The organism is Janthinobacterium goodfellowi, assembly GCF_051380695.1.
GTDB lineage: Bacteria > Pseudomonadota > Gammaproteobacteria > Burkholderiales > Burkholderiaceae_D > Janthinobacterium.
Window position 1 is genome coordinate 826877 of sequence record NZ_JBNYXN010000001.1, and the last position, 21844, is coordinate 848720.

At 65.9% G+C, this 21844-nt stretch carries 20 protein-coding genes and 1 tRNA gene; 12 read left to right on the forward strand and 9 right to left on the reverse strand.

All coding sequences use genetic code 11. From position 1 onward, the window contains the following. Positions 1–116: 116 nt before the first annotated feature. The 3 genes from ACQ4WQ_RS03695 to ACQ4WQ_RS03705 are packed head-to-tail and all read right to left on the reverse strand — an operon-like array spanning position 117 to position 2346. Positions 117–1139: a sulfotransferase gene (locus ACQ4WQ_RS03695; protein WP_436494750.1), complete on the reverse strand. Its 1023-nt coding sequence runs from the start codon at positions 1137–1139 to the stop codon at positions 117–119. Then, positions 1136–1873, reverse strand: coding sequence for an aspartyl/asparaginyl beta-hydroxylase domain-containing protein (locus ACQ4WQ_RS03700; RefSeq protein ID WP_436494752.1), 738 nt, complete (start codon positions 1871–1873; stop codon positions 1136–1138). The genes ACQ4WQ_RS03695 and ACQ4WQ_RS03700 overlap by 4 nt, the downstream gene beginning before the upstream one ends. Next, positions 1858–2346, reverse strand: coding sequence for a GNAT family N-acetyltransferase (locus tag ACQ4WQ_RS03705; RefSeq protein WP_436494754.1), 489 nt, complete (start codon positions 2344–2346; stop codon positions 1858–1860). Before ACQ4WQ_RS03705 ends, ACQ4WQ_RS03700 begins: the two co-directional genes overlap by 16 nt. A 147-nt stretch (positions 2347–2493) precedes the next feature. Here ACQ4WQ_RS03705 and ACQ4WQ_RS03710 point away from each other — a divergent pair, with 147 nt between their 5' ends. The 6 genes from ACQ4WQ_RS03710 (at position 2494) to ACQ4WQ_RS03735 (ending at position 9333) form a co-directional block, all read left to right on the forward strand. Next, positions 2494–3507 (forward strand): SAM-dependent methyltransferase, encoded by a 1014-nt coding sequence (locus tag ACQ4WQ_RS03710; protein WP_436494756.1) that lies wholly within the window; start codon positions 2494–2496, stop codon positions 3505–3507. Between the two features lie 120 nt (positions 3508–3627). After that, positions 3628–4287: a sugar dehydrogenase complex small subunit gene (locus tag ACQ4WQ_RS03715; protein WP_436494758.1), complete on the forward strand. Its 660-nt coding sequence runs from the start codon at positions 3628–3630 to the stop codon at positions 4285–4287. After that, entirely contained in the window at positions 4284–5942 is a 1659-nt protein-coding gene (locus tag ACQ4WQ_RS03720) for a GMC family oxidoreductase (protein ID WP_436494760.1), read from the forward strand. The genes ACQ4WQ_RS03715 and ACQ4WQ_RS03720 overlap by 4 nt, the downstream gene beginning before the upstream one ends. Then, positions 5939–7417, forward strand: coding sequence for a c-type cytochrome (locus ACQ4WQ_RS03725; RefSeq protein ID WP_436494762.1), 1479 nt, complete (start codon positions 5939–5941; stop codon positions 7415–7417). Before ACQ4WQ_RS03720 ends, ACQ4WQ_RS03725 begins: the two co-directional genes overlap by 4 nt. A 132-nt stretch (positions 7418–7549) precedes the next feature. After that, entirely contained in the window at positions 7550–7951 is a 402-nt protein-coding gene (locus tag ACQ4WQ_RS03730; RefSeq protein WP_436494764.1) for a GtrA family protein, read from the forward strand. Between the two features lie 83 nt (positions 7952–8034). Further along, a complete protein-coding gene (locus tag ACQ4WQ_RS03735) occupies positions 8035–9333 on the forward strand; it encodes an NCS2 family permease (protein WP_326458442.1) in 1299 nt (432 codons plus the stop codon). Here ACQ4WQ_RS03735 and ACQ4WQ_RS03740 read toward each other — a convergent pair. Then, positions 9314–9535, reverse strand: coding sequence for a hypothetical protein (locus ACQ4WQ_RS03740; RefSeq protein WP_436494766.1), 222 nt, complete (start codon positions 9533–9535; stop codon positions 9314–9316). The two genes, ACQ4WQ_RS03735 and ACQ4WQ_RS03740, sit on opposite strands and share 20 nt — an antisense overlap. Before the next feature lie 188 nt (positions 9536–9723). Between ACQ4WQ_RS03740 and ACQ4WQ_RS03745 the strand changes: the two genes are divergently transcribed. Further along, positions 9724–9799 (forward strand) — tRNA-Asn (locus ACQ4WQ_RS03745). Between the two features lie 151 nt (positions 9800–9950). On the opposite strand, the gene ACQ4WQ_RS03750 is transcribed toward ACQ4WQ_RS03745, so the two are convergent. After that, positions 9951–10334, reverse strand: coding sequence for a hypothetical protein (locus ACQ4WQ_RS03750; RefSeq protein ID WP_436494768.1), 384 nt, complete (start codon positions 10332–10334; stop codon positions 9951–9953). A gap of 338 nt (positions 10335–10672) precedes the next feature. Here ACQ4WQ_RS03750 and ACQ4WQ_RS03755 point away from each other — a divergent pair, with 338 nt between their 5' ends. Then, positions 10673–11464, forward strand: coding sequence for an alpha/beta fold hydrolase (locus ACQ4WQ_RS03755; protein WP_326458445.1), 792 nt, complete (start codon positions 10673–10675; stop codon positions 11462–11464). A gap of 50 nt (positions 11465–11514) precedes the next feature. On the opposite strand, the gene ACQ4WQ_RS03760 is transcribed toward ACQ4WQ_RS03755, so the two are convergent. Then, the gene (locus ACQ4WQ_RS03760) at positions 11515–12234 is read right to left on the reverse strand and encodes a hypothetical protein (RefSeq protein WP_436494770.1); all 720 of its coding nucleotides are present in this window, start codon (positions 12232–12234) and stop codon (positions 11515–11517) included. Positions 12235–12373: 139 nt separating this feature from the next. Between ACQ4WQ_RS03760 and ACQ4WQ_RS03765 the strand changes: the two genes are divergently transcribed. The 4 genes from ACQ4WQ_RS03765 to ACQ4WQ_RS03780 all read left to right on the forward strand — a co-directional run bounded on the left by ACQ4WQ_RS03765 (position 12374) and on the right by ACQ4WQ_RS03780 (position 19024). Beyond that, positions 12374–13213, forward strand: a complete 840-nt coding sequence (locus ACQ4WQ_RS03765) for a M15 family metallopeptidase (protein ID WP_326458447.1) — start codon at positions 12374–12376, stop codon at positions 13211–13213. A gap of 217 nt (positions 13214–13430) precedes the next feature. After that, complete coding sequence (gene tssM / locus ACQ4WQ_RS03770; protein ID WP_436494772.1) at positions 13431–17252, forward strand: type VI secretion system membrane subunit TssM; 3822 nt, start codon at positions 13431–13433, stop codon at positions 17250–17252. Then, a complete protein-coding gene (gene tagF / locus ACQ4WQ_RS03775; RefSeq protein WP_326458449.1) occupies positions 17249–18229 on the forward strand; it encodes a type VI secretion system-associated protein TagF in 981 nt (326 codons plus the stop codon). Before tssM ends, tagF begins: the two co-directional genes overlap by 4 nt. Positions 18230–18238: 9 nt before the next feature. Next, complete coding sequence (locus tag ACQ4WQ_RS03780) at positions 18239–19024, forward strand: OmpA family protein (RefSeq protein WP_436494775.1); 786 nt, start codon at positions 18239–18241, stop codon at positions 19022–19024. Positions 19025–19052: 28 nt separating this feature from the next. Here ACQ4WQ_RS03780 and icmH read toward each other — a convergent pair whose 3' ends face one another. The 3 genes from icmH to tssJ are packed head-to-tail and all read right to left on the reverse strand — an operon-like array spanning position 19053 to position 21832. Then, the gene (gene icmH / locus ACQ4WQ_RS03785; RefSeq protein ID WP_070224157.1) at positions 19053–19838 is read right to left on the reverse strand and encodes a type IVB secretion system protein IcmH/DotU; all 786 of its coding nucleotides are present in this window, start codon (positions 19836–19838) and stop codon (positions 19053–19055) included. After that, on the reverse strand, positions 19835–21205 hold the full coding sequence (tssK, locus tag ACQ4WQ_RS03790) for a type VI secretion system baseplate subunit TssK (RefSeq protein ID WP_436494777.1): 1371 nt from the start codon (positions 21203–21205) through the stop codon (positions 19835–19837). Before tssK ends, icmH begins: the two co-directional genes overlap by 4 nt. Before the next feature lie 39 nt (positions 21206–21244). After that, complete coding sequence (gene tssJ / locus ACQ4WQ_RS03795) at positions 21245–21832, reverse strand: type VI secretion system lipoprotein TssJ (protein ID WP_436494779.1); 588 nt, start codon at positions 21830–21832, stop codon at positions 21245–21247. Between the last annotated feature and the right edge of the window lie 12 nt (positions 21833–21844).

Below are 21844 nucleotides of genomic sequence, written 5' to 3' on the forward strand. Positions count from 1 at the left end.
CAGTTTCAGGTTGGTTGCGCGGGCGCACTGCACGCCGCAGTTGAGCAGCTATCTACCGCATGGTCTTCATCGGATACGTCGACATGCCTCCTTGTTAGAAAGTTAATTTATGGAAATCATTGGCCTTGCCCGGCATGCAGCCTTAATGCCTCCAGGGCTTGATAGGCCGGCTGCAACTGCGCGGCGATGGCGGCCAGGCCGTGTGCCGCGGACACTGGCGCATCGCCGTGGTAGGCCGTGCCGTATTTCGCATGCACGCCGCCGCGCGCGCGCATTGCTTGCCACTGCGCGGCCGTGGGGGCGATGCCGAAGCGGGGCAGCAAGTCGCTGAACAGGATGTCCGGCAGTTGGCTGTAGTTGACTAACTTCAACTGGCCGGCGGCGGCATGGGGCCGGGCGGCGTCGAACAGGCTGGCCAGCACCAGGCCCGCATAGCCGTCGAGGTCGCCATGCGCCAGCCGGCGCGCGGGCAGCGGCAGCTGGGCCGGGTGCAGCATGCCAGGCACCATTTGCGGGCCGCGCTGGCGCTGGTGCGAAGCCAGCACGGCCAACGGTTCGCGGTAGACGAACAAGCAGGGCGTGCCGGGGAACGCCTGGCGCAGCAAGTCCAGGCTGTGAATGTGCCAGCAGTCGAACTTGACGACAAAGTGCGTCTCGTCGCCGGAGCGGCGCTGGCCCAGGGCCAGGATGGCCTGGCGCAGCAGGGCAAGGCTGGCGGCAGGGTCCGCACCGTCGTGATGCAGGCGCAGCAGCGAGTCGACGATGGACGGCTCGGACATGACTATGCATTGCGGCAACGACGCCAGCAGCTGGCTCAGCAAGGTTGAGCCGCAGCGCGAGACGTGGAAGATGAAGGCGTCGGGTGCCAGGCAATCGTCGATGCTGGCTAGCGCCGAGGTGGGCGTGCGGCAGTAGCGGCGCTCGTCGGGCTGCTGGCACTTGAGCGTATTGACAAAGAAGGCGTCGGTGAAGCGCCGCTGCCCCAGATCGCGCCAGCAGACGGATATGTCGCCCGTTTGCGCATCGCGTTCGGCGTACACGGGAAACCAGTGCCGCATCGCCATGCCGGCCTGCCAGGCCAGCGCTTCTCCCCTGGCCAGATATTGCTCCTGCTGGGCAAGACCGTACGTGGCTGTCATGCCGCCGCTCCCCGGGCCCGTGCCGCCAGTTCGCTGGCCAGCGCCAGCGAGGCGGGTGTCGGGACGGCGCGCAGCTGGGCAATGATGGCTTGCACATTGCCATCATGGATGTTGGCGTCGCCATACTTGGGCCGCGCCTTCGGCACGAAGCCGGCGGCGGCAAACAGCGCTTCCAGCCAGGCATTGGTGACGCAGTCGAGCACGAGGTGGATGCGCGGCGTGCTTCCCTGGTTGTGCACGGCGTGCAGGCAGCTGGCATCCATGTACCAGGCGTGTCCGGCAGTAAAATGCACGGTCTCGCCATCGATGGTGAACAGTACTTGCGGCGAGGTGTGGATGGGGATGTGGATGCGGATCAAGCCATCGGCCAGCGACGTGCCGGCGTCGCGGTGCGCGCGGATGAGGGCGCCCGGCGCCAGCGCCAGCAGGCGCGCAGAGTTGATCTCGCAGGCAAAGCTGGCGAGCACCTCGCGCAGGCCGGGGCAGCGCGCCAGTTGCGGCGTGCCGGCATAGGCGGCCCCATCGACGGGCATGATGTGGTCCGTTGCTCCGCCGGGCGAGCGCAGCGGCACGCAGCTCCAGCCCTGGTCGTAGGCGCCCTTGTTGAAATGGCTGATCCACTCGCCTGCGGCGAACTGGTCGCTGTCGCGCTGCATGCGCGCCACGTCGACGTGCAGCGGCAGCTGCAGCCAGGTGCTGGGTGGATTCGGCGCCGGCACTATGGCGCGCTCCATTCCAGTTGTTCCTGCACCTCATTTTCCCCGCGCAGGCGAAAACCCAGCCGCTGGTACAGCGCGCGCGCGGCGGTGTTGCTTTTATTGACGGCAAGGTGGATATTCCGCTGCTGCGCGCCCGCTTGCGCCTGCAGGCCGCGCAGCACGGCGCTGCCGGCGCCCTGGCCTTGCGCGGCGGGCAGGATGGCGATATCGACCAGGTGCAGCACCTGGTCCTGGCGGTCCAGGATCAGGCGGCCGATGGGCGTGTCGCCGCGCTGCAGCACCAGATACGCGGCGTGCGGATATGCCTGGCGATAGCCGTGGCTTTGCATGCGCTGCTGCATGGCGATCAGCTGTTCGATGACGGCGGGCTCGGCCGGCATCTGGCGCAGGTCGTCGCGCGTGGAGCTGTACAGCGCGGCGACAAAGCCAGCGTCGTCGTCGCGCTGGGCGCGCAACTGGTAGGGGGCGGAAAGCGGCAAGGCGTGCATCGGTGCTCCGGTAGGTCGTTGCGGATGGCGGAAAATGCGCAGACGTTTATTTATTTGCTATGCTGCCAATTTTTCCCCGTACTTGCAATCATTTCAAGGAAGCCGCATGCATTCTGTCTGTATCCTGCCTTGCCCGTGGCGTCGCGCGTGAATCCGGCACGCGCGGAACTGGCCGCCATCGCGGCGGCGCTGTGCGATCCGCAGCGCTCCCTGGCCAGCCTGGTCGGCGAAACGGTGCAGCTGCGCCAGCTCGTGGAACGCCACTCGCGCCTGTCCATGGACGGGCCGGACGGCTTGCGCGATGGCGAAAGTTTCCTGCCCAGCGGCTGGGCCATCTCGCCCGTGCAGGCGGGACTGTGCGCGCGCGAACCGTACCGCAGCGCCGCCTTCATCCAGGGTCTGGCGCTGGCCGTGCGCGAGCGCCTGGACGCGAGCAAAGGGCGGCCCGTGCGCGTGCTGTATGCGGGCTGCGGCCCGTTTGCCCTGCTGGCCTTGCCCGTGATGGCGCTGCTCGATGCCAGCCTGGTGCGGTTCGCCATCCTTGACGTGCACACGCAGACCCTGGCGTATGCGCGCGAGCTGATTGCGGCCCTGGGCCTGGACGGTCACGTTGCCGAATACATTTGCGCCGACGCGGCCGCCTGGCGCATTCCCGCCGGCGCCATGCCGGACGTGATCGTCAGCGAAACCATGAATACGGCGCTGGGCAAGGAGCCGCAGGTGGCCATCCTGCGCAATCTGCACGCGCAGGCGCCCGCGGCGGCGCTGCTGCCGGCGTCCGTCACCGTGCACCTGGGGCTGGACCGGCGTGCCCCGGATGCGCCGTGCACCGACTGGGGCCGCGTGTTTGCCCTCGATGGTGACGCCTTGCGCGCCTGGCAGGAGGCACAGGACGGGCGGGGCGACCGCTTGCCGGCCGCCAGCATCCGCCTGCCCGACGTGCTGGAGCAGGCGCCGCGATTGCTCACGCGCATCCGCGTGCATGGCGACATCGTCCTGGGCGACCATGATTGCAGCCTGAACCTCCCATTGCCTTTGCCGGGCAAGCCGACCCTGGCGGGCGGCAGCGTGCTCGATTTCCATTACCGGCTGGGGAGCCAGCCGGGACTGGCGTTTTGTCTGAGCGAAACGCCAGCATTGCACAAGGAAAATCCTCAATAGTAATACTACATTGGCAGACAATTTACTTCTGTAGGATAATATGGAACCGGTTCCATATGCGCAAATGCAATGTAACGCAATCATCGAAGTCAACAAAACAACAAGTCTTGCGGGAGTCTCATGAACTATCCAGGCAGCGAACCATCTGCAACATCCGTTTCATCCCTTCCCCGCATCAGCCGCCGCCACGCCCTGATCGGCCTGGCCGCCTTGCTGGCGCAGGCCGGTTTCTGGAGCAATCCCCTGTCGGCCGCCATGCAGGCGCCGGCCAGCGCTGCGGCGCCCGGCCTGGCGCCTGCCACCATGCTGTTCTACACCTTGTCGCAAACGATCACGGGCCACCGCGATCTGTCCGCCGCGACGGCGGCGCGCATCGAGCAAGCCATGCGCACGAACGTGCCCGGCTTCGCCGAGCGCTTGCCGCAACTGGGCGCGCTGCTCGTCACGGGCCAGGAAGCCAAGGCGCTGCTGGCGGCCGCCACCGCCGCCGATGCGAGCTTGCGCGAGCTGGCGCTGGCCATCGTTGCCGCCTGGTACACGGGCACCGTCGCCGGCCATGCTGAGCAGGGCACGAAGTCCATCGTTGTCGCGTATGCGGAAGCCTTGATGTATCGCACCGTGGCCGATGGCCAGGTCGTGCCGACCTATTGCAATTACGGCCCCCTGTGGTGGCTGAAGGCGCCGCCGGCCGTGCGCGTCTCCGCGCCCGTGGCGCCCAAACCCGTACCGGCCCCGGCCACCACCGGCACTCCCGAACCGAAAGGCAAGCAAGCAAAATGAAATCACCGCAATTCAAGAGTAATGGCGACGTCGTCGCCGATGTCGTCATCGTCGGCACGGGTGTCGTCGGCGCCATGATGGCCGACCAGCTGGCCGCGCAAGGCCATTCCGTGATCATGCTGGAAGCGGGCCTGCGCATCGAGCGGGGGCAAGCCGTGGAAAACTGGCGCAACATGCCGTTCGAGAACCGCGTCGGCTCCGACTTCCAGGGCCTGTATCCGCAGGCGGACAATGCGCCCGCGCCGCTGTATTTCCCAAAGAATAATTACGTGGAATTGTCCGGCCCCAGCGGCAGCAGTTTCCAGCAAGGCTATCTGCGCACGGTGGGCGGCACGACCTGGCACTGGGCCGCGTCGTGCTGGCGCCATCTGCCGTCCGACATGCGCATGAAAAGCGATTACGGTGTCGGGCGCGACTGGGCCATTTCCTACGATGAGCTGGAGCCGTACTATTGCCGCGCCGAGCAGGAAATGGGCGTGGCCGGTCCCAACGATCCCGCCTTGCAGTCGCCCAGCGAGCGCAGCGCGCCGTACCCGATGGACATGGTGCCCTGGGGCTATGGCGACAAGCGCTTCGCCGAAGTGGTCAACCCGCACGGCTACCGTTCCGTGCCGATTCCGCAAGGGCGCTCGACGCGCCCATGGCAGGGCCGTCCCACCTGCTGCGGCAATAACAATTGCCAGCCGATCTGCCCGATCGGCGCCATGTACAACGGCATCCACCATGTAGAGCGGGCCGAGCTGAAAGGCGCGGGCGTGCTGGCCGAGGCCGTCGTCTACCGCATCGACACGGACCAGAATAACCGCGTCACCGCCGTGCATTGGTATGACGCCAAGAAACAGTCGCACATGGCGACGGGCAAGGCCTTCGTGATTGCCTGCAACGGCATCGAGACGCCCCGTTTGCTGCTCCTGGCGGCCAACCAGAACAATCCGAACGGCATCGCCAACAGTTCCGACCAGGTGGGCCGCAACATGATGGACCACTCGGGTTTCCACTGTACCTTCCTCGCCAATGAACCGATCTGGACGGGCCGTGGTCCCGCGCAGAGCAGCTGCCTCGTGGGCCCGCGCGACGGCGCCTTCCGCTCGCAGTATTCGGCCAACAAGATGATCCTGAACAATATCACCCGCGTCGGACCCGCCACCCAGCAGTCGTTGAAGCTGGGCCTGGTGGGCAAGGATCTCGACGACGAGATCCGCCGCCGCGCCGCGTTCGGCGTCGACTTGTCGATCAGTCTGGAACCGCTGCCCGAAGCACACAACCGCTTAACCTTGAGCAAGACGCGCAAGGACCCGCTGGGCCTGGCCTGTCCCGACATTTACTATGACGTGGGCGATTACGTGCGCGATGGCGCGAAGGCCGCGCATGCGCAACTGGAACACATCGGCAAGCTGTTCGGCGCCGTGGAATTCCATATCACCGACAGCCTGAACGCGAATAACCACATCATGGGCGGCGTCATCATGGGTTCGAATCGTGCCGATTCCGTCGTCGATGGCAATTGCCGCGCCCACGACCACGCCAACCTGTGGCTGCCGGGCGGCGGCGCCATGCCGTCGGCCAGCGTGGTCAACACCACCCTCAGCATGGCCGCGCTCGGCTTGCGCGCGGCCGACGACATCGCCCGCACCCTGGCAAGGGAGGCCGCATGATGCGCCGTTTCTTGCTGGGTCTGACCCTGGCGGCCGGCTTGCCGCTGGCCGCGCGTGCTGTACCACCTGTGCCGCCGGCGCCGCCCGTCACCCTGACACCGGACCGCCCGGCCGCGCCGGCCGCAAGCACAGCCGCCAAGCCCGACGCACGGCTGGAGCGGGGCCGCTACCTGGCCATCGCGGCCGACTGCATGGCGTGTCATACGGCGGCCGGCGGCAAGCCGTACGCGGGCGGCTATGCCATCGATTCGCCGCTGGGCACGATCTACGCGACGAATATCACGCCATCGAAACAAGGCGGCATCGGCCACTACACGGAAGCCGACTTTGCGCGCGCCCTGCGCGCAGGCGTGCGCGCCGACGGTAGCCATTTGTATCCGGCCATGCCCTACACCAGCTATGCGCAGCTGACGGATGCGGACGTGGGCGACCTGTATTACTACTTCATGCAGGCGGTGAAACCGGTCGACGCGCCGGCGCGCCAGACGACCCTGCCATTCCCGTTCAATGTGCGCCTGTCGATGCTGGGCTGGAATACCTTGTTCCTCGACAATAAACGCTTCGTGCCCGATCCGGCGAAGAGCGCGCAGATCAACCGCGGCGCCTACCTGGCCGAAGGCCTGGCGCACTGCAGCGCCTGCCACACGCCGCGCAACGCGCTGATGGCCGAAATCGGCAGCCAGACCCTGGCGGGCGCCTCGCTCGGTTCCTGGCATGCGCCGAACATCACGTCGGACAAGGTCAGCGGCATCGGCGCGTGGACGGATGCGGAACTCACGGCTTACCTGAAGACGGGTCACGTGGAAGGCAAGGGGCAGGCGGCGGGCGGCATGGCCGAAGCCATCCAGAACAGCCTGCAATTCTTGCGCGACGACGACGTGGCCGCCATCGTGGCCTGGCTGCGCACGGTGCCGCCCGTGCGCGCGCCGGGCCAGACCAAGGCTGCCTTCAGTCACGGCAGCGCCGCCAGCGAGGAAGCGGCATTGCGCGGCATGGCCGGCGCCACCGAGCGCCATTCCTTGAATAGCGGCGCCGTGCTGTTTTCCGGCTATTGTGCCAGCTGCCATTCGGCCAGCGGCGCCGGCAGCACGGGGCAAAGTTATCCGGCCCTGTTCAACAATACGGCGACGGGCGGCAACACGCCGGCCAACCTGGTCTCGGCCATCCTGTTTGGCGTCGAGCGCAAGATCGAAGGGGAAGAGCATGAAGCGTTCATGCCCCGTTTCGACCAGCGCTCCTACGTACAGCCGTTGACGGACGAGCAGATCGCCTCGATCGCCAATTACGTGCTGAAACAATATGGCAATCCGGACGTGTCGGTGACGCCCGCGTATGTGGCGCAGGCGCGCAGCGGCGGCGAGAAGCCCGTGCTGGCGCGTGCGCAGCCGTTCATGCTGCCCGGTGGCATTGCCGGCATCTTGCTGCTGATTGCCTTGTTCGTGTGGCTGCGCCGGCGCCGCCAGCGCAACGCCTGAATGCCAGAACAGCGGCGAATATGAACGTTGGGCGCAACTTGCAGTAAAATGCAGGCTGAAAAATGGTTACGAGCAATCGTAGCCATTTTTTATTCTGGTCCGATCCTGCTTTCGTTCATTTAAAAATTGACAATGTCCCATTCCCTGCATCACCAATTCTTGCGTTTCGCCGCCGTCGGCGCTTCCGGCACGGCCGTGCAATACAGCGTGCTGTGGGGCGGCGTGGAATGGGCCGGCATCAGCGCCGCCTTTGCATCCGGCATCGGCTACATCCTCGGTTCCGTCGTCAACTATCTCCTCAATTACTTTTTCACGTTTAAAAGCGACAAGGGTCATGGCGAGGCGGCCAGCAAGTATTTCACCTTGCTGGGCATCGGCTGGTGCATCAATACGGGGCTGATGTGGCTGCTGGTACACCAGCTGGGCTGGTATTACTGGCTGGCGCAGGTGCTGGCGACGGGTATCGGGCTGGTCTGGAATTTCGCGGGCAGCCGCTGGTGGGCCTTCAAGCCGGCCGGCGCGCCAGGCAAGTAATCCAGTAAGTAGTTGTTGCAAGAAAAAAAGATGCGCATAGTCCAAGACCAGGCGCGCGGTTTTACCAAAACAAGGGGTTAATCATGCAGTTCCTGGAACGCTATTTCAAACTGAAGGACAACGGGACCAATGTGCGCACGGAGCTGCTGGCCGGCCTGACCACGTTCCTGACGATGGCCTACATCATCTTCGTCAACCCGTCCATCCTCGGCGACGCGGGCATGCCGAAAGACGCCGTGTTTGTCGCCACCTGCCTGGCGGCCGCCATCGGCACCCTGATCATGGGCCTGTACGCGAACTACCCGATCGCGCTGGCGCCGGGCATGGGCTTGAATGCGTATTTCTCGTACACGGTAGTCAAGGGCATGGGCATGAGCTGGGAAGTGGCGCTGGGCGCCGTCTTCATTTCCGGCTGCCTGTTCATCCTGGTCAGCCTGTTCAAGATACGCGAGATGATCATCAACAGCATCCCGCCCGCGCTGCGCACGGCGATCACGGTGGGTATCGGCCTGTTCCTGGCCATCATTTCGCTGAAAAGCGCCGGCGTGGTGGTGTCGAACCCCGCCACCATCATCGCGCTGGGCGACTTGCACCAGGCGGCGCCCATCCTGGCCATCCTCGGTTTCTTCATCATCGTCGCGCTGGACCGCCTGAAAGTGCCGGGCGCCATCCTGATCGGCATCCTCACCATCACCGTCGCCAGCTTCTTCTTCGGCGGCAACCAGTTCAACGGCATTGTTTCGGCACCGCCTGCCATCGAACCGACCCTGTTCAAGCTCGATATCATGGGCGCATTGTCGATCGGCATCGTCAACGTGGTGCTGGTGTTTTTCCTGGTTGAATTATTCGATGCGACGGGCACCCTGATGGGTGTGGCCAACCGTGCCGGCTTGTTGAAAGACGGCAAGATGGAGCGCATGAACAAGGCCTTGCTGGCCGACAGCACGGCGATTGCCGCCGGCGCCTGCCTGGGCACGTCCAGCACCACAGCCTTCGTGGAAAGCGCTGCCGGTGTGCAAGCGGGTGGCCGCACGGGCTTGACGGCCGTCGCCGTGGCGCTGCTGTTCCTGGGCAGCCTGTTCTTCGCCCCGCTGGCGCACACGGTGCCGCCGTACGCGACGGCGCCCGCGCTGCTGTACGTGGCGTGCCTGATGCTGCGCGAACTGACCTTCATCGACTGGGATGACAGCACGGAAAGCATCCCGGCCGCCATCACGGCGCTGATGATGCCGTTTACCTATTCGGTGGCCAGCGGCGTGGCCTTCGGCTTCATCACCTATGCGGTATTGAAACTGTTGACGGGCAAGGGCAAGCAAGTCTCCGTGGTGGCTTACATCATCGCCGCCATCTTCCTGTTCAAGTTCATTTACCTGGGCGAATAGCAAGTTTGCCAGCAAGCAGTTGCCGTTGCAATGACAAGGCCGCCCGTGCACCAGCAGGGCGGCTTTTTCTTTGGGCGCTGCCGTCGAAGCGCACGGCCGCTTCCCCATGCGCCAAGTGTTCGGCCATCAGGCGCGCCACGATGGCGGCCGCCATCTGCCCGGCAATGTCCTCCGAACTGCCGCTGCTGCCGGGCTTGTTCACCCGGGGGGCTTGATTCTGTCATGTCGGGGGCGAGCAGTCAGCCAAGGGCAAGGTGCGCCTGGCAAGCGCATATCCGCGCGGCGGCGTGGTTGACGCCCGCACGCTTGCTGGCGTAAGGGCCTGTTTTTGCGGGCCATGCAGCAACAACTGGACATGGGAAATTTTGACGTATATAATTCGGCCTCCTTTCCCTGATAGCTCAGTTGGTAGAGCGACGGACTGTTAATCCGCAGGTCCCTGGTTCGAGTCCAGGTCGGGGAGCCAGAACAAGCAGTAGCAAAGGGCCGCGTGGCAACACGCGGCCCTTTTGTCATGCGCGCACGGTTTTCATCCATGCTTGCCATCCCGTCAGTGCATCAACGGCTTGCGCGATGCCGGCCCGCTGGTGGCGGGGACACGCGCAATGTTTCCCTGATCAGGGATCGACAAACACGTCGAAACGCACCTTGAGCGGGCTGCCCCAGGAGATTTCCACCCAGGCCCGGAAGCCGCCGTTGTATGGTGCGATGTTGTACACGGCCATGCGGGCGGCGCCAATGAAACGGTCCTGGGGATTCGCGCTATATTCGCTGATGTTGAGAAATACGCGCGAATTGGCGTGCACATTGGCGTTGACGAAGTTGACCGAAGGATGTACGCCATTGGCCGTCCACGTGTAGTAGGTGGTGAAGGCGGCGGGGCTCAGGTTCAAGTCCTGTGCGGCCGCGCCTTTGGCGCTTTGGCCTTCCTGTTCCATCGGCGCATCGGTTTCATCCAGTGCCAGGTTGCTGCCGGTGCGATGTTCTACTTTCATTTCCATGATGTACTCCTGATCGATAGTTTGGACGCCGCGCCTGTCGTCGTGCGGCAAGACGCCCTATCTGTTGCCGTGACGGCCAGTGTCACGTCCTGGCTGATAAGGTAGCCGCCTGCTCCATGCTGTTGGAGTAAGCCATTCTAGGCATACACGGGGGCGGAAAGTGCGCGGCGCCGGCGGAAAAACGGTGCGAACTTGTGCTGGCGCAAACACCTTGCAGGCAGGGGGCTAGATCTTTTCCGGCAGGCTATTTTTACGGGGACGCCACGCATGCCGCGCAGGACAATGGCACAATAGGCCCAGCCGACCTGTCGATGCGCAACCCGTTGCGAGCCTAGCCCATGCCGATACTGAACCTGAGTGCCGAAACCGATATCTATTACGAACTGATCGACGGCGACCCCGCCAAGCCCTGGCTGATTTTCCTGCACGAGGGACTCGGTTGCTGTGCAATGTGGAAAGATTTTCCCGCGCAGCTATGCCAGGCGACGGGTTGCCGCGGCTTGCTGTATGACCGTCATGGCTATGGACAGTCGTCGCCGCTGGCGGCGCGCCGCCAGCTCCATTATCTGCACGACTACGCGCTGTGCGAGCTGCCGCAAGTGCTCGCCGCACTGCTGCCGGGACAGGACCATTTTCTCATCGGCCACTCCGATGGGGGCAGCATCGCCCTGATCTATGCGGCGCAGCAGCCGCCGCGCTTGCGCGGCATCATCACCGAAGCGGCGCACGTGTTTGTCGAAGGCATCACGCTCGATGGCATCCGCGTGGCCGACGCGGCGTTTGGCGCGGGCAAGCTGCGCGCGCTGGCGAAATACCATGGCGACAAGACGGACACCATCTTCAAGGCCTGGTCGGAGACTTGGCTCAGCTATGGCTTCCAGTTCTGGAATATCGAGTACCTGCTGCCCTCCGTCGAATGTCCGGCGCTGGTGGTGCAGGGCAGCGAGGACCAGTACGGCAGCGTCGCGCAGGTCGACACGATCGTGGCGCAGGCGCTCAACGCCATGCCCGCCATGGTCGAGCAGTGCGGCCATACGCCGCACCAGGAGCAGCCGCAGGCATTGCTGGCGCTGATGGAAGGCTTTTTGCAAGGCCGCATGGACGCGGCCGCTCACCCGAGAACCACCTGAGAGACCACCCGCGACAAGCGGGTCTGACGTCCCGCCGTGTGCATCGGCACTCAATGGCAGGCGGGATCGCTGTCCCAGCGGCCCGAGCAGATGCGCGAACGGCACAGCATGCCTTCGATCAGGCCCAGCTGCTGACAGCGCCGCAACAGTTCCGCCGTGTCCTGTTCCTGTCCCTGTTCCTTTCCCTGCTCCTGCTGGCGCAGCACGACGTCGCGCACGGGCGGCACCGAGCCTTCTTGCCGGTGTGCATGGGCGACCATCGCCGTCAGCAAGGCGACGTCGCTGTCGCCGGGCACGGCAGCCGGCTTCGCACCCTGTGGACGGGTGGCCGCCTGGCGCGCGGGCGCCAGCGTCTTGGGCGGCGCGCTTGCGGTCGGAGCCGCCGCCGCAGGCAAGGGCGGTCCCGCCGTATTGACGATGATGGCCGCCTGCGCCGCGTGCGGCAGCATCGTTGGCGCTGGCGGCGCTGGCGGCGCGGGCAGTGCGGGCGCCGCCGTGGCCATCGCGGCGACGGGCGCCGGCGGCAGGTGGATGGCCTCTGTGTCATAAGCGAGCACGGCCGTGATCAGCACCGCCAGGCACAGCGCGCCGGCGGCCCAGTGCCGCCACCCGGGGCGCCAGCGCAGGGCCGGCATGGCCGCAGGTGCGGCGACGCCGTGTTCGAGCTGCGACAGGATGCCCTTGCCTTCGACGCGTGCGCCAGCCGCGCCGGCCTTGCTTAGCAGGTCAGGACCGCGTGTCTGGCCATCCCCGGTTTTCAGTAAAGACAAAATATCACCTCCGCAGTGGATCAAATTCGACTGACCTTGATGTAAACCGCGCTCATGCGGGCCGCGGACGCCTACGATCTAGCGATACCGCCGAGCAATTACTTGCCCGGCCCCGCCGATTCCCGTCACGGAGCGCCCCATGTTCGTTGCCCTGATCCTGATGTATTTCCTGCTCGCCTGTTTCGCCTGCTGGCTGCTGCTGTTTCCCGGCGGCCGCGCCATCGTGCTGCACACGCTCGTCAACCTGGGCTGGCGCATGCAGCGGCGCGCGCAGGGGCTGCAGCGGGGCGGCGGCGCGCAGTGGCAGCGCGTGCAGCGGCACACGGGCTCGGGCATGGCGCGCGCCTGTCGGTTGCTGTGGCGGCATCGTTGGCTGAGCCTGGCAGGAAGCGTGCTGGTCATCGTGCCGCCGCTGCTGGCCTGGCTGTCCAGCGACCGCATCGCCCTGCGCGGTTATGCCGACCAGCAACACGTCATCAATGACCAGGTCAGCGACCTGCTGAAAGGCGAGCAGCTGGTGCCGCCACCGACCTTGCCACCGCTGCTGTTTTCCACGGCGGAGGTGACGCAGCTGCGTCCGCTGCTGGGCGGCGCCAGCCGCAACTGGCAATTGCTCGACCACGATTACGCGCAGCGCCTGCTGCTGGTCTTCAAGATCATGAAGGATGTGCATGGTTACGACATGGTCTTGCTGGAAGGCTACCGCAGTCCCGCGCGCCAGGATCAACTGGCGGCGGCCGGCCCGAACGTGACCAACGCCCGGGCGTTTCAAAGCTATCACCAGTACGGCCTGGCCGCCGATTGCGCATTCATGCATGAAGGAAAGCTCATCATTTCTGAAAAAAATGCCTGGGCCATGCGCGGCTACCGTTTATATGGCGTGACGGCCGAATCGGTGGGCCTGCGCTGGGGTGGGCGCTGGACCATGATGGATTTTGGCCACACGGAATTGCCGCAACCGCGCGTGCTGGGCAAGTAAGCCGCGCCAGCCATTCTAGCGCCGCGTACCGGCCCGAATTTCACCGCTGCAAGCTTGCTTGCGCAGCGTCAATGGCATACCGGCGCCTGCCGCGCGCTGGCGCCTGGTACTTGTCATATGTCAACAAAGGCGCGCCGCATTGCTGTCAGCATGGACCGAGTCCGCCTTGCTGCGCGGCGGCATTCATCCTGCTTTGCGACCTCACCCTGGGCTCATCATGCTGCGACGACTCTGGCATTTCCTCACCGACAGCCGCAATCTGACCATCTTCGGCTTCGTGGCGCTGGCCGTATCCCTGTATCTGGGCGCCGAGGTGCTGGAAGTGGCGCTGATCTGGGCGCTGGCCTTGCTGCTGCTGGCTTTTCTTGCCTGGCTGGGCCTGTGGCTGTGGCGCCGGCGCCGCGCGCGGCGCAATGCCCAGGCGCTGGGCCAGGCCATCCTCAACGAGGCCGAGATCGCTGCCGCGCAAGCGGCCTCGGCCTCGACGGTCAGCAACACGCAGCAGGGCGAACTCGACGCCGTGCGCACGGGCATGCTGGCCGCCATCGAGACCATCAAGACGTCCAAGCTCGGTCTCAAGTCGGGCGCCGCCGCCCTGTACGAATTGCCGTGGTACATGATCATCGGCAATCCGGCCGCCGGCAAGAGCAGCGCCATCCTGCATTCGGGCCTGCAGTTCCCTTTCGCCGACGGCAAGGTCGTGCAAGGCGTGGGCGGCACGCGCAACTGCGACTGGTTTTTCACCACGGACGGCATCGTGCTCGACACGGCAGGGCGCTACTCCGTCGTCGACGAGCACCGGGGCGAGTGGTTCGGCTTTCTCGATCTGCTGAAAAAATACCGGCGCAAGGCGCCCGTCAACGGCATCCTCATCGCCGTCAGCATCGCCGAACTGAAGGGCGACCCCGACGTCGGCATGCAGCTGGCACGCAGCCTGCGCAAGCGCGTGCAGGACGTCATCGAGCGCCTGGAAGTGTTCGCGCCCCTGTACATCGTATTTACCAAGGCGGACCTGATCGCCGGCTTCACGGAGTTTTTCGCCGACGCCGAACGCAGCGAGCGCGAGCGCGTCTGGGGCGCCACCATGCCGTATCAGCGCAAGCTGCCCACGGCCGACTTGCTGAGTTTTTTCGACCAGAGTTTCGATGAATTGCACGATGGCTTGACGGAGCTGAGCCTGGCCAACATGGCGCACCGGCAACGCAAGACGATGGCTCCGGGCGTGTTTACGTTTCCGCTGGAATTTGCCGCCATCAAGCCGGCCCTGCGCGCCTTCATCGCCACCTTGTTCGAGGAAAACCCGTTCCAGTTCCAGCCCGTGTTCCGCGGCTTTTACTTGACCAGCGCACTGCAGGAGGGCGAGCCCGTCAGTGCCTCCTCGCAGCAGGTGGCGCGCCGCTTCGACCTGGCCTTCGCGCCGGCCCCGGCCGCCGTGCCATCGGGCGCGCGCCAGCACGGCTATTTCCTGCTGGAGCTGTTCCGCAAGGTCATTTTTGCCGACAAGCATCTGGTGGCCAACTATGCCAACCGCGCCAGGCTGCGCTTCAAATATGCCGTGTTCTTTGCCGCCACCGTGTCGCTGGGCGCCTGCCTGGGCGGCTGGAGCTGGTCCTACCTGGGCAACCGGCAACTGGTGGCCAACGTCGAGGCCGATTTAAACAAGGTGGTGAAGCTGCAGGAGAAGCGCCTGGACTTGCAGTCGCGCCTGGAAGCGCTCGAGATCTTGCAGGACCGCATCGAGCAGCTGGAAGCGTACCGCACGCAACGGCCGTGGTCCTTGCGCCTGGGCCTGTACCAGGGCGATTTACTGGAGCGCAAGCTGCGCGAGGAATATTTCGCCGGCGCGCGCCAGGTCATGCTGGCCCCCGTGGCGGGCGCGCTGGAAGCCTTGCTGTTCGAAATGAACGCCAGCGCCGACCAGCTGCAGCCCACGGCGCGCACGCCGCAGACGCCGTCCGCCGCATCGCCCGCTGCGGCGTCCGCCGCGCCGCGCAGCGTGCAGTACCAGGCGGCCAGCGCGACGAATGTGGAAGACGCCTACAACGCGCTGAAAACCTATCTGATGCTGGCCGACAAGACGCATGCGGAGAGCAGCCACCTGAACGACCAGATGACGCGCTTCTGGCGCGGCTGGCTGGAGGGCAACCGGGGCGCCCTGCCGCGCGAGCAGATGATACGCAGCGCAGAACGGCTGCTGACGTTTTACCTGGCGCAGATCGGCGACCCGTCCTGGCCGCGCATCGAGCAGAAGCTGGCAATGGTCGACCAGGCGCGCGAAAACCTGCGCCGCGTGGTGCGCGGCATGCCGGCGCGCGAGCGCGTGTATGCCGACATCAAGGCGCGCGCCTCGACACGCTTTCCCGGCATGACGGTGGCGCGCATCGTCGGCGAACAGGATCAGGCCCTGCTGGCGGGCAGCTACGCCGTCTCCGGCGCTTTTACGCGCCAGGCCTGGGAAAAGTTCGTCGAGGGCGCGTTTCGCGACGCCGCCAACCGCGAGCTGCAAAGCGCCGACTGGGTGCTGAAAAGCGCCTCGACCGACGACCTGACCCTGGAAGGCAGCCCGGAGCAGATCGAGAAAAACCTGGTGGCCATGTACAAGGCCGACTATGCGCGCGAGTGGCAGAAATTCGTGCAGGGCGTGGCCGTCGCCGACCTGAAGGGTTTTGACGGCGCCGTGCAGGCGATGAACCGCCTGGGCGACCCGCAATCGTCGCCGGTCGCCAGGCTGCTGACGACCATTTATGAGGAAACCTCGTGGGACAACCCGGCGCTGCAAAATGCCCAATTGCGCAAGGCCGAGCGGGGCATCGTCGCCTGGTTCAAGGAAACCGTGCTGCGCCGCGCGCCGTCGCAGCTGACGGCCAGTCCCGGCGTCAATGCGCAGCTCGACCTGGCCCGCCTGGACAAACCGATGGGCCCCGTGGGGCGCGAATTTGCCGGCGTGGGCAAGCTGGTGGCGGCCAGGGACAACAATGCCTCGCTGATGCGCGCCTACCTGGAAGCGCTGTCGAAACTGCGCAGCCGCTTGAATCTGCTGAAGAACCAGGGCGACGCGGGGCCGGGCGCGCGCCAGTTCATGCAGCAGACCCTGGAGGGCAGCGGTTCCGAACTGGCCGACGCCTTGAAGCTGGTCGACGAGCAGCTGCTCACGGGGATGAGCGACGCGCAAAAACAGGCGATACGCCCCATCCTCGTGCGCCCGCTGATGCAGACCTTTGCCGTCATCGTCGCGCCGGCCGAACTCGATATCAACAAGACCTGGGCGGCGCAGGTGTATGAGCCGTTCCAGAAATCGCTGGCCAACAAATATCCGTTTGCGCCCACGGCGCGCATCGAGGCGAGCAACCTGGAGATCGGCCAGTTCTTCGGCCCGGAAGGCCTGGTGGCGAAATTCGTCACGACATCGATGGGCCCCCTGGTAGTGCGGCGCGGCGACGTGCTGGCGCCGCGCACCTGGGCCGACATGGGCATCAGCCTGTCGCCGCAGGTGGTGGCGCGCTTCCCCGGCTGGATCGCGCCGCTGGGCGCGGGCGGCGTGGCGGCCACTTCGACGGCGGCGCAAACCGTGTTCCAGATCCAGCCGTCGCCCGCGCCGGGAACGCTGGAATACACGGTGGAGATCGACGGCCAGCAGCTGCGCTACCGCAACACGCCGGCGCAGTGGACGAACATGGTGCATCCGGGCCCGCAGGGCGCGGCGGGCATGCAGGGGGCGCGCATCACGGCCGTCACCTTCGACGGGCGCACGGTGGAACTGTTCAACGAGCCGGGACAGTTCGGCTTGAAGCGCATGATCGATGCGGCGGCCAAGAAGCGCAAGGACGGCGGCGTGTTCGAACTGCGCTGGACGCGCGGCGAGGTGGCCGTGGCGGTCGACCTGAAAATCACCAGCAGCGCGGAAACGACGGCGACGGGTGCGGGCGGGACTGCGGCGGTGCAGGAGCAGGGCTTTCGCGGCATGCAGCTGCCCGAGACCATCGTCGGTGCTCCGGCCCCCGTACCGGTCATCGCCGCAGCAGCGGGAGTGTCGCCATGATGCGCGCGCAACAGCAGGTGCGCCTCGGCTACTTCGGCAAGATCCCCGCGCGCGGCGACTTCATCAAGGCTTGCGACAACCACGCGCTGGTGCAGCTGCTCGACGACTGGCTGGCGCAGGTCATGACTGCGCTGACGGTGGAGCCGCGCTGGAAACTCAATTACGACGCCTTGCCGCCGCTGCGCTTTGCCTTCGTCGGCACGCGCAGCCGGCGCGCCATCGCCGGGCGCCTGGAAGCGAGCAATGACCAGTCGCTGCGGCGCTTTCCCTTCATGGCCATGGGCGCGCTGGAAGTCGACGACGCCGAAGCCTTTGTCGGCTGCAGCCCGCTGGCGCTGGCGCCCCTGTGGCAGCGCGTGGAGCAGTTGTCGCAGGGAATCGTGGCCAGCGCCGAACCGGGGCCGGCGCTGCTGGCGCTGGCCGGCAACGTGGTGGAAGTGGAACCGGCCGCACCGTGCCACGCGGCGCGGCTGGCCGCCTTCCTGCAGGCGCAGACCGTGCATGGCTTGCAAACGCTGCTCGCTTCGCCCGCGTTCCCCGTGACGGTGCGCGAATTGCTGCTGGGCCTGGGCCTGCTGCTGCAGCCAGTGCGCCGGAGCGGTTTGCCGCGCCTGGAGAAAAGCCTGGTGCTGCCGCTGCCGCAAGAGGCGCCGCTGCGCGAACTGGTGGCCAGCTTCTGGCTGCACCTGATCGCGCCTTTCCTGCGCCAGGCCGATTTCGAACTGGCGCTGTTCTTTTCCCACCTCGACGAGGCGCCCGTGCTGGTGATCGGTTTTTGCGGCGCCGACCCGCATGGCTTGCGCGCGCTGATCGATCCGCAGGCCGGCAGCGAACGGCTGATCGTGTTCGACCAGCTCGACTGGGTCGAGGAGCAGCTGGGACGCGATGCGGCGCTGCGCCGGTTTTCCGCCTGCCTGCAGCAGGAGCAGCTGTCGCTGCGCTCGGCCTGTGCCATGTTCACGGATACCTTTGCCTGAAGGATTGCGATGAAACCAACCGTTTTCTTCCTGCTGCTTGCCGCCGCCATTCCCTGCATCGCCCAGACGCAGGCGCAAGCGCCGCAGACACCGATGCCGGGGCAGATCCTCGTCACGGGCACCCTGGCCGACGAGGCGGGCAAGGCCGCCGTGCTGGCCCGTCTGCGCGAACTGTACGGCGCCGAGCGCGTGGTCGACCAGATCAGCATCGGCAACGTGGCCGTGCCGGCCAACTGGAACGGCTACGTGCAAAAGCTGATCGCGCCGAACCTGAAGCTCATTTCACGGGGGCAGATCAGCGTCGACGGCAACAACGTCAGCGTGCGCGGCGAAGTGGCGAACGAGGCGCAGCGCCAGCAGATCGCCAGCGACATCGCCACCAGCCTCAATCCCACCTACATCGTCAACAATGGCTTGCGGGTCAAGGCGCCCGAGGCCGAGCAGGGCTTGCTCGATGCGGCGCTCGATAAACGCATCATCGAATTCGACAGCGGCAAGGCCACCATCACGCCGGCCGGCCTGGCCATCCTCGACGAGATGGCGGCCGCCATGTTCAAGCTGCGGGGCCGCAAGGTGGAGGTGATCGGCCACACGGACGACACGGGCCTGCGCGCCAGCAACGTCGCCCTGAGCCAGGCGCGCGCCGAAGCCGTGCGCGCCTATCTGTCCGGCAAGGGCATCGCGGCCGATACCGTGCTGGTGTCGGGCCAGGGGCCGGACCGTCCCGTGGCCAGCAACGCCACGGCCGATGGCCGGGCGAGGAACCGGCGTATCGAGTTCCGCATTGCTCAATGAAGCACGCGTAATGGGACATGCGCAATGATCAGGGTAAGGTAATGGTCAGGTGCGCCGGGCGTGGCGCCAGCTTGACCAGGTCCGCATATGCGGCCAGGGTCGTTTGCGTGCCGCGCGTCAGATGCGTTTTCAGGCCCAGGTAGGCGCAGATGGCCAGCAGGGCAAAAAAGCTCGACAGGGCCCACAGCGGCACGTCGCTGCCGCGTTTGTTGACCACCTGGTCCGGACGTTCCGCGCGCGGCGCGAAGCCGCGGCTCTTGCCCTTGATGTGGGCGATCTCGTCGCCCAGGCGCGCCGTCAGGTAGCTGAGTTTTTCGCCGCCGTCGATCGCATACTTGCCCTGGAAGCCCAGCAACAAACACATGTGGAACACCTGCAGCGCCTGCACGCGCATGGCGCCCTTGCCGCGCAAGGCGTCGAGGCGGTCGAAGAAGTGTTCGCCGGCCAGCTGGTCGCCGAAGATCAGCAGCTGCAGCGGGCGCCGTTCCCACTGCTTGCGCAGGGCGAACGGCGAGGCGAGGATGATTTCATCGACGGCCGCGCAAAACGCATACTTGGCCGCCTCGATATCGTCGCCATCGGCGCGGATCTTCTTCGCTTCGCGTTCGAAGTCGTCGAGGAAGGCCGTGATGCGGTCCATGAAGCTTTGCTCGTCGCCGGGCGCCGAGCCGTGCTTCAGCATGAACAGCATGTAAAAGCCTTCGTGCATCAGGTCCAGCAGGGCGCTGCCCGCATGCCGGCTGCTGCCTGCCGGGGCGGCACCGCGTGGTCCCAGCAGGGAGGGCGCCGCGCGCCGTTCGATGAGCTGGCTCATGCCGTCACCGCGATCAGTTCCAGCTGCAGGTCGCGTATGCCGGCCGGCACGTAGACGGAAATCGACTGCGCCTTGAGCATCTGCTCGTACAGCGCGCCCCGGTTTTCAATCGCAAAATAATAGGTGTCGGGGCGCACGGGGATGGCCGCCGGCACTTGCGGCGCATGCGACAGCTTCAGGCCGGGCATGGCCGTGAGCACGCATTTTTCCACGTCGTCGGGCGCGCCCACTTTCACCCGCACGGGCACCACCTCCACCAGCTCGATGGCGGGCATGGCGGCGCGTATCGCCAGGTACAAGGTGGTGTGCTGGTCGATCTTGCCCGAATCGAGCTTGCCCAGGTAGTACGAGGGCTGGTCTTCCAGCAGGGCGATGGAAAAATACTTCGACGAGATGACGGTGTCGAGCAGTTCGCGGATGATCGCGTCGATGGCGTCGAAGCAGGCGCCCGGCTGCGCGTGGTCGTAGGCGGGCAGGCTGGCCAGGGTGTAGTGCTTGGAGTAGCTGAGCAAGCCGCCCGCCAGGCCCAGCAGCGCCTCGTACAGGCGCTCCGGATGCAGGGCCGGATGGCGCACATAGTGCATCAGCGCGGCGGCGGCCGTGCTGACCGTGTGCAGCAGCCAGAACGAGGAGACGTCGCCCGAGCGGAACTCGATCACGTTGCGGCTCGGTTCGCGGTGGTGGCCGTGCAGCGCGCTCACTTTCGCCTGCAAGGCGTCGAGCAGGTGTTCCAGCACGCCCTGCAGGCGCGGCGCGCCGGCGATCGCCAGGCTGGGCGCCATGAACGAGGGCACGGGTTCGAAGCCGCCCGATACCGTGCGCCGCAGGGCGATCAGCGGCAGGCAGTCGTAGGAGCCGCGCGCCTCGCTGTCGGGAATCAGGCGCACGGTTTTCTTCAGGTACGCCACGTCGGCCACGGCGGACTCCGTAAACAGGTCCGGCGTGGCGCGCATGGCGTGTGCAAAGCGCGTGGCCGCCGGCGTACCCGCATTTGGCGCCTGCGCCGTGTAATTCATGCCTTCGCGGTTGAGGATGGGCAGCGCCGCGTAATACGTCACTTCCTGCACCGCTGGCGGCAGCGCTTCCAGGTCCACCGGCGGGGGCAGGGTGTCGCTGCCGGGCGCGCCGTCGCCCAGCGCCTCGAACACTTCGCCGTCGCGGAAGATGGCCGACAGGGCGTGCAGGCGCAGGGTGCCCGTCTTCAGCGCGGCCAGGTCCCACTCCATGTGCGCCACGCCCCACAGGTAGGGATGCAGCGCGCTGGCCGTGTGATGCAGGCGCGCTTCGTGATACTGATCCTGGCGCTGGAAATGCTGCGGCCGCAGAAACAGGCCTTCTCCCCACAAGACTTTCGCTGCCATGCCCATCTCGCTTCTCCTTGTGTATGTGTGGCGTATCTGTTCGTGCTACTGGCAGCGCGGGGCCGACAGCGTGGACGTGCCGCTGACGCTGAGCGCGCAGGCATGCAGGCCGACGGTGATGCCGCCGCGTTCCGCGTCGGCGGCGGCAAAGGTGGCGCGCCAGCGCTGCGCCGCAGGCGCGCGGAACAGGGCCACGACGCCGATGAAATACGCTTCCTTGCTGACTTTTTCCTGCACTTCGTAGCGCTGGCCCGGCACCAGCAGCACTTCTTTGACTTCCATCAGGTCGGCGCCCAGCGCCGCCTTTTCGCGCTGCGCGTCGAGGAAACTGTCGTATGGCGCCTGCTCGAAGGCGGCACTCTGGCGCAGCTTGTAGATGCGCGCCACCAGCGCCAGCGGCCGGCCGTCTGCATCCGTGTTGAGGCGTTGCGCCGCGTGCAGGCGGATGCTGATATTGCGCGGCGGCTGTTGCGCATCGGGCAGTTCCGGCGGCGGCTTGGTCACGCCCGCCATCTGCAGCGCCGCGTTGGCCAGGGTGCCGATGGCACCGCCCGCACAGCCGGCCTGCAGCAGGGCCAGCAGCATTAGCGCGGTGGCGCGGACCGGGCGGCGGAACCGGATGTCAGGTGGCATGGGCTGGACTAT